This window comes from Idiomarina sp., assembly GCF_019431395.1.
Lineage (GTDB): Bacteria > Pseudomonadota > Gammaproteobacteria > Enterobacterales > Alteromonadaceae > Idiomarina.
Genome location: NZ_CP080268.1, coordinates 2,810,261 through 2,824,210, shown reverse-complemented (window position 1 = coordinate 2,824,210; position 13,950 = coordinate 2,810,261). Strand labels below are relative to the sequence as shown.

15 protein-coding genes are annotated in these 13,950 nt (G+C 50.7%); 3 read left to right on the top strand and 12 right to left on the bottom strand.

All coding sequences use genetic code 11. The annotated features are described in order from the left end of the window. Nucleotides 1-41: 41 nt before the first annotated feature. The 3 genes from KZ771_RS13690 to KZ771_RS13680 all read right to left on the bottom strand — a co-directional run bounded on the left by KZ771_RS13690 (nucleotide 42) and on the right by KZ771_RS13680 (nucleotide 3,726). Nucleotides 42-1,862, bottom strand: a complete 1,821-nt coding sequence (locus tag KZ771_RS13690) for a DUF1302 domain-containing protein (protein ID WP_290653921.1) — start codon at nucleotides 1,860-1,862, stop codon at nucleotides 42-44. A 188-nt stretch (nucleotides 1,863-2,050) separates the two neighbouring features. Then, entirely contained in the window at nucleotides 2,051-2,980 is a 930-nt protein-coding gene (locus tag KZ771_RS13685) for an FAD-binding protein (protein WP_290653920.1), read from the bottom strand. Continuing rightward, complete coding sequence (locus KZ771_RS13680; protein WP_290653919.1) at nucleotides 2,977-3,726, bottom strand: electron transfer flavoprotein subunit beta/FixA family protein; 750 nt, start codon at nucleotides 3,724-3,726, stop codon at nucleotides 2,977-2,979. The genes KZ771_RS13685 and KZ771_RS13680 overlap by 4 nt, the downstream gene beginning before the upstream one ends. 139 nt (nucleotides 3,727-3,865) lie before the next feature. Between KZ771_RS13680 and KZ771_RS13675 the strand changes: the two genes are divergently transcribed. Further along, on the top strand, nucleotides 3,866-4,222 hold the full coding sequence (locus KZ771_RS13675) for a SufE family protein (RefSeq protein WP_290653918.1): 357 nt from the start codon (nucleotides 3,866-3,868) through the stop codon (nucleotides 4,220-4,222). A 20-nt stretch (nucleotides 4,223-4,242) separates the two neighbouring features. Here the strand turns inward: KZ771_RS13675 and tcdA are convergent, their stop codons facing one another. The 8 genes from tcdA to rppH are packed head-to-tail and all read right to left on the bottom strand — an operon-like array spanning nucleotide 4,243 to nucleotide 11,746. Next, nucleotides 4,243-5,043: a tRNA cyclic N6-threonylcarbamoyladenosine(37) synthase TcdA gene (gene tcdA / locus KZ771_RS13670; RefSeq protein WP_290653917.1), complete on the bottom strand. Its 801-nt coding sequence runs from the start codon at nucleotides 5,041-5,043 to the stop codon at nucleotides 4,243-4,245. Then, the gene (locus KZ771_RS13665) at nucleotides 5,036-5,449 is read right to left on the bottom strand and encodes a PAS domain-containing protein (RefSeq protein WP_290568930.1); all 414 of its coding nucleotides are present in this window, start codon (nucleotides 5,447-5,449) and stop codon (nucleotides 5,036-5,038) included. The genes tcdA and KZ771_RS13665 overlap by 8 nt, the downstream gene beginning before the upstream one ends. Nucleotide 5,450: 1 nt before the next feature. Beyond that, entirely contained in the window at nucleotides 5,451-6,467 is a 1,017-nt protein-coding gene (locus KZ771_RS13660; protein WP_290653916.1) for a response regulator, read from the bottom strand. Between the two features lie 8 nt (nucleotides 6,468-6,475). Next, the gene (locus KZ771_RS13655; RefSeq protein ID WP_290568926.1) at nucleotides 6,476-7,342 is read right to left on the bottom strand and encodes a thymidylate synthase; all 867 of its coding nucleotides are present in this window, start codon (nucleotides 7,340-7,342) and stop codon (nucleotides 6,476-6,478) included. Further along, nucleotides 7,339-8,145 carry a prolipoprotein diacylglyceryl transferase gene (lgt, locus tag KZ771_RS13650; protein ID WP_290568924.1) on the bottom strand — a complete coding sequence of 269 codons (807 nt, stop codon included), beginning with the start codon at nucleotides 8,143-8,145 and terminating at the stop codon, nucleotides 7,339-7,341. Before lgt ends, KZ771_RS13655 begins: the two co-directional genes overlap by 4 nt. A 9-nt stretch (nucleotides 8,146-8,154) precedes the next feature. Continuing rightward, the gene (locus KZ771_RS13645) at nucleotides 8,155-8,946 is read right to left on the bottom strand and encodes a sulfite exporter TauE/SafE family protein (protein ID WP_290653915.1); all 792 of its coding nucleotides are present in this window, start codon (nucleotides 8,944-8,946) and stop codon (nucleotides 8,155-8,157) included. A gap of 1 nt (nucleotide 8,947) precedes the next feature. Then, nucleotides 8,948-11,218: a phosphoenolpyruvate--protein phosphotransferase gene (gene ptsP / locus KZ771_RS13640; protein WP_290653914.1), complete on the bottom strand. Its 2,271-nt coding sequence runs from the start codon at nucleotides 11,216-11,218 to the stop codon at nucleotides 8,948-8,950. A gap of 3 nt (nucleotides 11,219-11,221) precedes the next feature. Next, nucleotides 11,222-11,746, bottom strand: a complete 525-nt coding sequence (gene rppH, locus KZ771_RS13635) for an RNA pyrophosphohydrolase (protein ID WP_290568917.1) — start codon at nucleotides 11,744-11,746, stop codon at nucleotides 11,222-11,224. 79 nt (nucleotides 11,747-11,825) lie between these two features. Here rppH and mutH point away from each other — a divergent pair, with 79 nt between their 5' ends. After that, on the top strand, nucleotides 11,826-12,506 hold the full coding sequence (gene mutH, locus KZ771_RS13630) for a DNA mismatch repair endonuclease MutH (RefSeq protein ID WP_290568915.1): 681 nt from the start codon (nucleotides 11,826-11,828) through the stop codon (nucleotides 12,504-12,506). Continuing rightward, nucleotides 12,496-13,182: a DUF2982 domain-containing protein gene (locus tag KZ771_RS13625; protein WP_290653913.1), complete on the top strand. Its 687-nt coding sequence runs from the start codon at nucleotides 12,496-12,498 to the stop codon at nucleotides 13,180-13,182. Before mutH ends, KZ771_RS13625 begins: the two co-directional genes overlap by 11 nt. Here the strand turns inward: KZ771_RS13625 and KZ771_RS13620 are convergent, their stop codons facing one another. Further along, nucleotides 13,183-13,917, bottom strand: a complete 735-nt coding sequence (locus KZ771_RS13620) for an EAL domain-containing protein (protein WP_290568911.1) — start codon at nucleotides 13,915-13,917, stop codon at nucleotides 13,183-13,185. It abuts the gene before it with no gap. Between the last annotated feature and the right edge of the window lie 33 nt (nucleotides 13,918-13,950).

Below are 13,950 nucleotides of genomic sequence, written 5' to 3'. Positions count from 1 at the left end.
AGGCACGACTTTCCATTTAGCTTATTTACAGTCTAACCAAGTTAGAATGCATACGAGAAGCTGATTGACGCAAAATCACGGTCAGTGGTCGCATCATAGTCACTGCCACTATAGGTGGTGTAACCCAGGTTCACTTTATAGGTTGATAGGTAATCCGCGGTCAGATTAATACCTAACGATTTACGACCTTCAATAAAGTTACTGTTAGACGAGTAACCGTCTACGTCGTGGTTAAACTGAATGACCGGCGTCAAACCCCAGCCCTGCCATACGTTTGAGTACTCAAACTGGAACCGGGTGCGATAGCCCCATGAATTTTCAGTAACAAAGCCTTCACAGTTACCTGCCGCAGCGGGCCCTACCTCTGATGGCAGTAAGCACTTACCAAACAGTGGCAAGCGGCCGTAGCGTTGTTCCGCTAAGCTCGGTAAATCATGTACCTGGTTCATCGCCACTTCACCAACAAAGGTCATGCGGTCAGAACCCCATAAGCGGTCGACAAAGCGCACAAAACTTGCCTGAGCCTGACTTACGTCAAAACGATCATAACCATTGGCTAAGCCACCCAGGTCTGTTGTTTGTACACGATCAGCGAAAGTACTTGGTACGTTCGGACGTAAACCGGCGGTAAGGATTTCGGTCGTGTTAATTTGCACAGGCGCATCCTGGCGGAAGCTGTATTCACCAGCAACAGACCATAAACCTAAGTTAGTGCTAAAGCTTGCACCCAACACTTTATAATCTTCCGGATACTCGAGCACCAGACGCGGGCCGTCAATCGGGTAGCCATTTGGTGTGGCATAAGTGTAACCCGGATTCATGCGGTCTTCGGCCGTCATGTACTGCTCTGGATCAACGGTCCAGTTATACGCCGAAATGATTGGCGTATTATTGTGCAGATTCAGGTAGTACAAACCAAATTCAGTATCCAGATCCAGTGAGTAGTAACGAAAGTTAACACCCCACTGGCCGCTATCAGATGCTTCCAGACGCGGATTATAACCAATATATGCCCCTGCCATAACCGATTCACGGTCACTCAGGTAACTGCTTGGATCGCCCGGCACTAATTGCGGGTTAAGGGTTACTTTGCCACAACCCGGCCCGCCGATAATATCAACACTGGAGAAGTAGGTACCACAACCGTCGAGTTTGGTGTTATCCCACTCGTATTGATAAAACGCTTCCATGTTCAAGCTTTGAGTCAAGCCCATGTTAACGCTGACCATGCCCACCGGCAGTAGCGCTTCTTTAATTTCTGCGCCCGGACGGCGAGCTGCGTTCACGTCCAACGGGTTGATATCATTGATACCATTAAAAACGAAGGTGCTCTCACCCCAGCTCAATACCTGACGACCAACACGTAAACTGGTTGGAATATCGCCCATACTGAAGTTTGCCCATACGAACGCATCAAGTAATTCGAAGCCGCTACCTTGTGAGTAGTCATCGAAAATATCATCGTTCAGGGTAGTGTTAGGGACGTAATTATTGCCCGGATGACCGTGTGGCATTTCTTCTTCAGAAATCACATAGTCATACCAATAGTTAAAACGGAAAAACGCACCATAGTCACCGCCATCGATACTCAGGTCGTGAACACCTTTAAATACCGAGCTGACCAGGTCACCTTTCTCGAAGTTCAGGTTACCATCATCACCGACACTAGAGCCGGCCGTTCCGCCCGGACGATTACCCGGGTGGATAAGGTGCATTGCCGGATCTTCCATCCGCCATGCTGCACCATAGGAAAGAATAGAGTCGAACTTGATGTCGAAATCACCAACTTCAAAATCAGCAGCCTGACTCGGCAACGCAAAAGCCAGCGCAATGGCTGACGCTAGAGGTAATTTTTTTAGCATAGTTGTTCTTCTTTTCATTGTGAGCCACCTAATATTTTTAACTTTTACGGCGGTTATGTCTGAATCATGTCCGATGAGTTAAAAATATGCAAGTGTATCGAGGCGAAAAGTGAGGAAAATGACGCCACCTTTCATCAACTTGTTGATTCAGGCGGCGTCAGAAGCGCTGTTAGTGCGGGTTAACGCAGTTACAGCTTTTTGCTTAATTCGGGTAACACATCGAACAGATCCGCGACCAGACCGTAGTCAGCAACCTGAAAAATTGGCGCTTCTTCGTCTTTATTGATCGCAACAATGACCTTCGAGTCTTTCATACCCGCTAAGTGCTGGATTGCACCGCTAATACCTACAGCGATATACAGTTGTGGCGCAACAATTTTACCGGTTTGACCCACTTGCATGTCGTTAGGCACAAAACCGGCGTCTACGGCAGCCCGCGAAGCGCCAACCGCTGCGCCGAGTTTATCAGCGATATCTTCAATCAGTTTGAAGTTGTCGCCGTTTTGCATGCCACGGCCACCTGAAATAACGATTTCTGCAGCCGTCAAATCAGGACGCTCAGACTCTGCGAGTTGCTCGCCAACGAACGCTGAGCGATCGTTATCGATAACTGTATCAAGCGCTTCAACGTTACCGCTGCCGCCTTCCGCTGCAACCGCGTCAAATGCTGTGGTGCGCACGGTGATAACTTTAATTGCGTCTTCTGACTGCACCGTGGCGATAGCGTTACCAGCGTAAATAGGACGCTTAAAGGTATCGTCGCTTTCTACACTGATGATGTCGGAGATCTGTGCCACATCCAGCAGTGCAGCCACGCGTGGCATAAAGTTTTTACCGGTCGTTGTCGCCGGCGCTAACACGTGGCTGTAATCTTTACCTAACTCGGCAACCAAAGCACCGATATTCTCAGCTAACTGGTGCTCGTACACACCATTATCGGCTAAAAACACCTTGCTTACGCCGTCAGCTTTAGCGACGTCATCGGCAACCGCTGAGCAGCCTTTGCCGGCAACCAACACATGAATGTCGCCGCCAAGTTTTTGTGCAGCGGCCAAAGTTTTTAGCGTTGACGGATCAACCGCATTATTGTCGTGTTCTGCTACTACTAAAATGCTCATAGTACTTTGGCCTCGTTTTTCAGTTTTTCGACTAACTCGTCCACATCGGCAACTTTGATACCCGCACTGCGCTCGGCAGGTGGCTCAACCTTCAACAATTTAACGGTGCGTTTAACGTCAACACCCAGGTCATCCGTACTAACGGTTTCCAGCGGCTTACGCTTGGCTTTCATGATGTTAGGCAGTGACGCATAACGTGGTTCGTTTAAGCGTAGGTCAGTCGTCACGATCGCAGGAAGGTTGAGTTTTACCGTTTGCAAACCACCATCAATTTCGCGAGTTACGTTAACAAAGCCATCACCGATTTCGACTTTAGACGCAAAAGTACCCTGCGGCATACCGGTTAACGCACCTAGCATTTGGCCGGTTTGGTTGTTGTCCGAGTCGATGGACTGTTTACCCAGAATCACCATATCCGGGCTTTCTTTCTCAACCACGCCTTTAAGGATTTTGGCGACTGACAGCGAATCCGGCATATCATCGGTTTCTACCTGAATGGCGCGATCAGCGCCTAACGCCAATGCCGTACGTAACTGTTCCTGAACCGATTTCGGGCCAATGGATACCACCACCACTTCGTCCGCCGTGCCGGCTTCTTTTAAGCGCACAGCTTCTTCAACGGCGATCTCGCAAAACGGGTTAAGCGCCATTTTGACATTGGCCAAATCGACGTCTGACTGATCTGGCTTAACGCGGACTTTGACGTTGTAGTCAATGACGCGCTTTACCGCGACAAGTATCTTCATGTTAACTTCCTTATGTTGGAACTTTTAAAAAGTTACTCTTGTGATTTGCTGTTAATTGGGCGTTATTATCCTCAACTAGCGTCCTTCTAACAAGTTATGCGACAATTTAGTTTATTTTTTGTAAGGCAGAGTTTACGCAGTGAACTGGGAACAACAATACCGCCGCTTAGTACAATTATCACGTACGCTCCCCGCCTACCCCGAGCAGGCGCGCGACGACGCACACCTGGTCAGTGGTTGTGAGGCTAAGGTTTGGTTATACGTGGATAGTTCCGATCCGGATGCCGTAGTGGTGCGTTTTGACAGTGGTTCACGCATCGTTAAGGGGCTGCTAGCGCTGGTTCAGCAGCAGGTTGACGGGCAATCATTAACTGCGATTCAAGCGTTCGATATCGACGCCCTATTCCGTGCTGAAGGGTTAGAGGGGCACCTAACTCCTTCGCGCGCTAACGGCCTGCGTAATGTAGCTAAGTCTCTGCATGAACTCACCGGCTAGGCGCGGCCCGAAAGGGGCGCCTAGCGCGAAGGCGCGCAGCGCCGTAGCAATAAGGCAACGGCGTGCATAGCGAAGGTGCAGGTAACGACCATGGCGGCGCCGAAGCCGCTGGAGCAATTCATTTGCATGCTGCCGCTGCCCGGTTTTTGCAAGGTCACTTCGCCTTCTTGCTCACCGCTTATGATGGGATAACGCAATTGCTCTTCAGAATAAATGCAATCAATTCCCCATTTACGCTTAGGGTTCTTAGAAAAGCCGTAATTACGACGCAAATCGGAACGCACTTTGGCTAATAACGGATCTTGCTTGGCTTTTGCCAGATCGGCGCTGCGGATCTGACTTGGATCTATTTGCCCTCCGGCGCCGCCACAACAAACTAAACGCACCTTGCGACGCTTACACCAGGCCACCAACGCAGCTTTGGTTTTAACGCTATCAATGGCATCCAGTACCGCATCTACCCCCGCCAGATACTGGTCAAAGTTGTCCGCTAACAGAAAATCATCGACCACGGTTACTTCACAATCCGGGTTAATCGCTTTTACCCGCGCTGCCAGTGCCTCGGTCTTTAGCTCGCCAACACTGTCGAAGGTGGCCGGTAGTTGACGGTTGATATTAGTGACACAAATGTCATCCAGGTCGATTAACGTCAGTTTGCCGATGCCCGTGCGCGCCAGTGCTTCCACCGCCCAGGAGCCAACGCCGCCTAAACCGGCGACGGCCACATGCAACTGCTTAAATTGCGCCAGCGCACTACGCCCGTACACGCGTTCAACGCCGTTTTGGGCTTGTTGTAAAGATTCATTGCTCGGACTACTCACCAACCTGCTCACTCACGTCATAAATTATTAAACACACCTGGTAGACCTCGCCACGCGTATTGTGCAGCGGTATGGCGGTCATATTTTGGTACATCCATTCGCTACTGCCGGTAATGGGCCGGCTATTGCGAAAGCGAAATACATAAGGCCGTTGCTCCCAGCTAATAAAGACCCGCGCATCTAACTGCCACACCCGTTCGACTTTGCGTTTTAACCAGGCCTCGTCAACGTCGCTACAGACCTTAAACAAATTCTTATCACGCACCTGACTCGGGCGCAGACCACTGTGGTTTTGCATAAATTCATTCCACAGCTGAATGTTGTAATCATGGTCCAATACCACGATGCCGACATCGATGGCGCCGAGTATACTCATTTTTGCGTGCAACTCATCCATTTCAGTCATATTAGTCCTCCTGCCCGGCCAACCAGTGTGCGAGCTGCTGATCGAGCACTTTAACCGCATCAGCAGGGAACAACAGCAACAAATCAAAGTCGATTTGGTGTTCTTTTAGGCTGTAGCCGATTTCAACCGCAAGGAGGTTTTGCCAGCGCTGTTCGGACTCCGCCAGCAGTTCCCGCACCGCTTTTTGTTCGCCCAGCAAAATCGGTTGTGACGCGGTAAATTCCACATGTAATTGCTGCCCCAGGCCATTAAGGCAGGCCGAGGTAATAATCGAAGCAATGTCCATTAACGCTTCGATACGTTGTTGCCGCACCGAGCCGGTTAACTGATGGCCTAACAGTCGGCAAACGTCGTCGATGGAGGTATCACTAAATAACGTCAGAGCTTCGCCCAATATGCCACTACCGGCAAAACCCTGGCTAATCGCCGATACGCGTTCGGTATTGTCGATAGTTTGCAGGGCCATGTGCAATTCAGACGGCGCGATAAAATTAACATTCGGTACCGGCAAATCAATAAAGGTATCCAGTACCCGCGCCAAGTGGTCGCCGGCCTGTCCCATCGCGACATTACTGACTTCACGGTAAACATCCAGTGCGTTTTCCGGCTGCGATTGCCGCTCGTCAACGAGTTGAAGATGTCCGGAGGCAGGCTGATACAGACCGAACTGTTGTAATAGCTCACGTAGTTCGTCGCCGGACATCGGCTTTTTAACAAAAGCCATTGCGCCCAGCCGTGTAACCCGCTGGTGTGCTTCCGGCTGAATATCACCGGACACCACGATAACCAGACACTCCAGCTGTTGCTGTTGGATCGCGTGCAGCGTTTGGTAGCCATCCATTACCGGCATATTCAGATCCAGAAACAACACCTCGGCCTGTCCCTGCTGCACACAAGTAAGCGCTTGCTCACCATCAGCCGCCTGATAGACCTTGGCATCCCAATCCTGGGGAAGAGTGCGTAATAATTGTTTGCGTGCCATCCCTGAGTCATCGCAAATGGTGACTTTTAATGACATAAGCTTTCCTAAACGGCGAACGGGTACTTAATCGGCGGGTGCGATTGGTAACCTTCAACCTTAAAATCATCTTTACTCACCCAATCCTCAATATCAGCTAACGAGCGGATATCGGGATTAATGTGTAGCGAGGGCACGGCATAGGGCTGCCGCGTTAATTGCTCGTCACGCATCAGCTCGAGCTGGTTTTCGTAGATATGCGCATTAACAATTTTGTGATAGGCCTTGCCGGGCTTATGGCCGGTAATTTGCGCCACCAGCGCCAGCAACACAAAACACTGGATCTGATTAAAATTAAGACCCAGTGGCACGTCGCAGCTACGCTGATAGGAAGTTAAATATAATCTGTCACCTAACAGCGAAAAGGTGTGTGTGTGCATACAGGGGCGCAGGCAACCCAGCTCAAACTCACCGGGATTGTAAAAAGTGACAATCTCGCCACGGTCATCAATACCTTTGCTTAAATTGTTAATAACCTTACGCAGTTGGTCTAAGGTGCTACCGTCCGGTTTTTGCCAGGCGCGACCCTGCACACCGTATACACGCCCCATGTCATCTTCGCCTCGCCGATGCGGATTGTTTAACCAGGCCTGGTTTTCGTTGGCATTGGCATTCCAGGTGTTACAGCCGATGGCACGAAAGTCCGCCGCACTGCTATAGCCACGCAGATATCCCAACAGCTCGGCAATAGCGGCTTTATAAAAACTCTTACGGGTGGTAACCAGCGGGAATTCATTATTGCCCACGTCATAATCCAGATCGGCATTGATGACGGTTAAGCAATTAATACCGGTACGCTCATTGTGCACCCACTCGCCTTCATCAACGATACGCTGACACAGTTGCAAATATTGTTGTTCCGGTCGGTTAATCATGGTTGCGCCACCTTTTGCTGCTGACTGGCACGGTATAACAGACCCATACCCAGTAAAATCATCGGAATGGTTAGCCACTGCCCCATCGACATCCCCAATGATAGCAGCCCCAAATGGGCATCGGGCTCGCGGAAAAATTCAACCACAAACCGCGCCACGCCATAGCCTAACAAGAACAGACCACTGATGGCACCACGACCGCGTGGTTGCTTTTGGAACCACCAGATAATGAAAAATAGCAGTAACCCTTCCAGTAGTGCTTCGTACAGTTGTGATGGATGGCGTGGTACCGGCCCGCCAGAGGGGAACACGATGGCCCAGGGCACATCGGTAACCCGTCCCCACAGTTCGCCGTTAATAAAGTTGCCTAAACGACCAAAGAACAGCCCCATGGGTACTAACGGCGCGATAAAGTCGCCAACTTGCAAAAAAGGTCGTTGCTTTGCTTTGGCATAAGCAAACATGGCGACAATAACGCCCAGCAAGCCGCCATGAAACGACATACCGCCATCGAACACCTGAAACAGAAACAGCGGGTTGTCGATAAAGCTACCGAATTTGTAGAACAGCACATAGCCGATGCGGCCGCCCAGCACAACACCTAAAAAACACCAGAATAGAAGGTCTGAAAACTGATCTTTAGTCCAATGGTCACTGCGTTTAGCCTGGCGATTACCCCACCAGAAAGCAAACGCAAAGCCGGCGATATAAGCCAGACCGTACCAGCGGATAGCGATAGGTCCCCAGATGTGTAAAATCACCGGATCGATGGTGGGAAATTGCCAGAAATCAGTCGGTGGCACGATTCACTCCTACTTCATTAATAAATTGATAGCGACGATAATTAAAAATGCGGCAAACACCCGTCGTAACAGCTTAACCGGTAACCGATGAGCTAGCTTTGCGCCAAACGGCGCTAAGCTGACCGATGCAATCGATAGAGCAATCCAGGCGGGTACATAAATTAACCCCAGGGCGCCGTCAGCCTTGTCGCTGAGCCAGCCGTTAACAACAAACATCAGCACCGAACTACAGCCAATCACAAAGCTACCCAACGAGGATATCGCTATCGCCTGCCTTACCGGCAATCGCATCCGTTGTAAAAAGGGTACCGTTAACGCCCCACCGCCGATTCCGACTAACCCGGAGATTGTCCCAATGACTGCGGCGCCCAGCGCCACCAGTCGTTTCGACACCGTTGTTTTCGGTTCTCCTTCGGGCACCGGTAGCAGCATACGAATGGACAATAAAACCAGTACCGTCGCGAAAATAAATTTCAACCACTGCGGATTAACAACGGTGACCAAAAATGCCCCGATGAGAGCGCCCGCTGACAACCCCGGCAAAACCCGCAGCAGCCAAAATGACTCCAGATAGCCGCTACGCGAATGCGTTAATGCGGCGGATGCGGTGGTCATACAAATGGTAGCCAAACTGGTTGCTATGGCACTGGGCACCACAATGTCGGGCGCGACGCCCAGAATGGGCAACAAATAAATCAGCAGCGGCACAACCACCAATCCGCCGCCAATACCCAGCAGGCCAGCCAATAAACCGGCTAGTGCGCCGCCGCCCAGGCACCACAGCCAAATACTCAGCTCCATGCTATTTACCAGCCCGCACGAAGCCACCCAGCCCCATGCTTTCCATCTTATTGGCAATCATTTTGCGTATTTGTTCAGGATGTCTTGCCTGTAATGCCTTCGCTAACATCACTTGCAGTGTTGCCGAGCGCACATTACGTAATATCCAACGCACCCGGTCAATGTTGTAGCTGTTCATACTCAGTTGTCGGTAACCCATTGCCACTAACAGCAGTGCGCCACCCGGGTCACCGGCAAGCTCGCCACAAACGCTGACCGGTTTGCCTAACTCTTCACAACGACGAGCGATTTCGTCGAGGCTGGCTAGTACGGCGGGATGATAGGCATCATACAAGTGCGCCACGCGGCGATTATTGCGGTCCACGGCGAGTAAGTATTGAGTTAAATCGTTAGAGCCTACCGAGAAAAAGTCGACTTTGTTAGCTAGCGCGGATAACTGATAGATAATCGCCGGCACCTCAATCATTACCCCCAACTGCGGCTGGATCAAGTTAACGCCCACCGCACAACCTTGCTCTTCGGCTACCTCAAAGTAAGCCTGCTTCATCAGCCGCGAGGCTTCTTCGACTTCGCTGATACTGGTCACCATCGGCAACAAAATACGTAAATTGGTGCGCCCGATACTAGCCCGCAACATCGCCCGAACCTGCACCAGGAAAATTTCCGGATGATCTAACGTCAAGCGAATACCGCGCCAGCCTAAAAACGGGTTATCTTCTTTTAGTGGCAAATAGGGCAACGGTTTATCTCCGCCCACATCTAAAGTACGCATTACGACTGGCTTGTCAGGGAAGTGATCAAGCACCTCTTTATACATTTCGACCTGCTCGTCTTCCGTTGGCAGCTGATCGCGCATCATGAACGGGATCTCGGAGCGATACAGGCCGATACCGTCGATATTTAAGTTAGCAAGGTGCGGCTGTTTTACATCTAAACCCAAATTAAGGTGCAGGCTGACACGCTGCCCATCCTGAGTTTCTGCCGGCAAATGCGCATGCTCGGCAACAATTAATTTAAGTTCTTCTTCTTCCTCCGCCAAGTGCCGATACTGTTCGCGCACCTGTGGCGGTGGATTAATATAGATTTCACCGGTGTAGCCATCGACGATGAGTTTTTTCTCTGTAAAAAAGTGTAACTCGATATCGTCAATGCCCAATACCGCAGGTATGCCCATACTCCGCGCCATGATTGCCGCATGCGAGTTGCTCGAACCATTCAGAGATATAATAGCGGCAATATCATCCTGCGGCAGTTCAGCCAGCATCGAAGCGGTAACTTCCTCGGCAATCAAAATACCGTCGGTAGGGAACTGACGGGGTTTGCGTTGACGCTGCTGCAAGTGCATGAGTACGCGCTGGCCGATATCCCGCACATCGGTGGCACGCTCACGTAAGTACGAGTCATCGAGGGCTTCAAACTGGTCGACAAATTGTTCTACCACGTGTTTGAGTGCGGTCTGAGCGCGCCAGCCCTCGTTGATCATCGATTCAACCGCGTTACCCAGACTGGCTGCATCGAGCATGCCCTGATAGACATCAAAAATGGCCAGTGTATCGTCGGGTACCTGCCCCAACATGCGCTCGGACAATTTTTTAAGATCAGCCCGGGTTCGCGCCACCGCTTGTCTGAATTTACGTACTTCGTGCTGCGGCCGGTCTGTGCGTTGCGGCGATACCTCTTTTAGCGATACCTCGGGGCGCGCCACAAAAGCATCGCCAATGGCAACCCCCGGCGAACCCGGCAAGCCCTGCAAACTATGTATCCAGGGCGAATTTTCGTTCGCCAATAAGCCTTTAGCGCTGGCATGTGCAATCACCACCGATAACTGCGCCGCCAGAGTGACAACAAAAGCCTCTTCTTCGCGGGTAAAGCTGCGCGCCTGGCTTTGATGAACAACGATGATACCAAGTACTCGACGACGGTGGATAATCGGCGCAGCCAGCAACCCCCGATACTCAGATTCGTTGGTTTGGGTAATTTTTTTATTGGCCGGATGCTGACTCGCATCGGCGATATTCAGGGGTTCTTCGCGTTGCGCCGCTAACGAGATAATACCTTCGCCAAAATCCACCCGCAGTGGTTCGTTTTTATGGGTGCTTAGGCCATCACTGGCAGCCATCACGAATTGCTGCGATTCATCATCGGCAAGAAAAACACTGCAGCTGTCGGTTTCGAGTGCTTCACGCACCTGACTAACCATCGCCTTTAGAGCAAGGTTAAAATCAGGTGACTTATTCACCGTCTCAACTATTCGCTGCAGAGTTACAAGCATAATTTACCGTTTTCGTTTGCCGCCACGGGGATGACGGTTCGGCCGCCCTCCGTTAAACGGCATGGCATGGGCAGCAAATTCTTTCATCACGCGGCGGTACACATCGCGTTTAAACGACACCACCTGGCGCACCGGATACCAAAAACTAACCCACCGCCAACCATCAAATTCCGGATGTCCTGACTGCAACACATCGACATCTTCTTCGCGGCATTTAAGCCGCAACAGAAACCATTTTTGTTTCTGACCAACACACATGGGCCGTTGCTCACGCCGGATCAGCCGCTTAGGCAATCGGTAGCGCAACCAGTGACGGCTGGTGTACAGAATTTCGACCTGCTCTGGCTTTAGACCGACTTCTTCCCAAAGTTCGCGGTACATTGCCTGCTCAGGTGTCTCACCTTCATCAATTCCGCCTTGCGGGAATTGCCAGCTGTGCTGATTAATTCGGCGAGCCCAAAATACCTGCCCATGCCCGTTGCAGATGACGATTCCTACATTTGCCCGGAATCCTTCTGCATCTATCACTCGAGCATCCTCAATTATTCTCTGTTAGCATTGATTCTTCCATAAAGGCCCGGTTTGGGCAAACGATTAACGAGTAAATATGGCCTTAAAACCCCCTCGTCCGAGCAGCGTCGATGAATTGTTTGAGCGCGCCAGCCAACTAGCCGGTCAGCGATTTGCTGATCTGGCAGCGCGCGCTGAGCTGGCAATACCAGCGGATTTACGCCGAGATAAAGGCTGGGTAGGCATGATGCTGGAACACTATTTGGGTGCGACAGCGGGCTCTAAACCCACCCAGGACTTTCCCGAACTGGGCATTGAATTAAAAACGTTGCCGGTTGATGCCGCGGGCAAACCGCTGGAGACAACCTTTGTCTGTGTCGCACCCTTGTTAAATATCGCCGGTGTGAACTGGCAGACCAGTAACGTACGTAATAAGTTACAATGTGTCTTGTGGCTACCCATTGATGGCCGGCGTGAAATACCGCTCGCCGATCGCGTCGTTGGTAGCGCCTTTATCTGGCAGCCAACACCGCAACAGGAAGCTATTTTGCAGCGTGACTGGGAAGAACATATGGATCGCATCGCCCTGGGGCAGGTTGAACATATCACCGCGCGCCAGGGGGAAGCTTTGCAAATTCGCCCGAAAGCCGCCGACGGCGCGGCGCTGACCGATGCCATCGGGCCTGACGGAAGTATCATTCAGGTGCGCCCGCGCGGTTTTTATTTAAAAAAGAACTTTACCGAACAAATCATTCAGCAGGTTTTTAATGCAGTTTAACGTGACCCCCTATGCCAAACGCAATGCCCTTGCCTTTTGTGGCCTGTCTCTGTTGTTGTTTGTGCTGCTGGTATTTGCGCATTTAGTGCGCGACGATATTCCGGTAGGTGTTACCGTGGTGATCGGAGCAACCTCCGGCGTATTACTGTTGCTGGGGATAGGTAAACTGATTGAGCCGCCGGTATCACTGGCCATTACGCCCGAACACATCACCTACCTGCACCGTCGCGGCAGTTGGCAAATCAGTTGGGATAATATTATTCGCTACGATGTGCCACGGGTGAGTCGTCTGCTCGATCTTGAAGATGCGCCATTTTTGGGGTTTCGGCTGCACGATATCGATGAGGTGTTGCAGTCCATTTCGCCACGTCTGGCATCAGCGCTGTTAGTTGAGCAGCGACAATTACTCACCATGGCTCTGCGCCATCAACGTCCGGATAAAAATGATTACTCTGAGTATTTCGAGATTCCGGATAAGTATGTGAGTCCGGAAGGTATTGTCTACAAGGGGTTGATTGCATCGTTCGCCGTTCGAATGCAGCAATTACGCGAGTTGTTAGGGTATGACTTATACGTGAGTGCCACGGCACTTGACCGTGATGTTTATGAGTTTATCGCTCACTTACATAAGCTTCAGGCCAGCCGCAACGAGGCGGCCAGCCAAAGCGACGCTTAGTTAGTCAAATTTCGGTATGGTATATGCTTCGATTTCTGGTCGTTGAAAGTAAAAACCTTGCATTAACTCAACGCCATTGTATTTCAGATACAAGTATTCATCGTGTGTTTCCACACCCTCGGCAACGATCATGATGCCTAACTCTTCACAGGCACGTTGTACCGCCGAAAATAACGCTTTTTTGATGCGATCTTCGTGAATATTCCGCACCAGCTTCATATCCACTTTAAGGATATCCGGCTGGAAGTCAGCCAGCAGGTTCAAGCCTGCATAGCCCTCACCAAAATCATCAATAGCAGTCAAAAAGCCGTGTTCGCGATAGGTTTTAAACACGTCAACCAATAGGTTGTGATTTTCGACTTTTTCATGCTCAGTCACTTCAAAAATAATATTTTCGCGCGGGAAGCCTGTTTTGCGCGCGGTTTTTAACGTTTTAGCCAAACACGTTTCCGGTTCGTAAATCGCATTAGGCATAAAGTTAATGCTGACCTTGGACGGTAAGTTTATAGCCGCTGCCGTTTCTATCGCCGCCATCCGGCAAGTTTGGTCAAAGGTATATTTGTTGGCTTCTGTTACCCGCGATAACACCTCGCCGGCACCTTCGCCATTACCACCACGAACCAAGGCTTCAAACGCAAAAACGTCCTTTGTCTGAACATTTACAATTGGCTGAAAAGCCATTTTAATGTTGAAACCCAACGGGGTTTCGCAATCACATGATGGGCACGCCGCCATGGGTTCCTCCTTTAAAACGTGACGTCGTTGTTA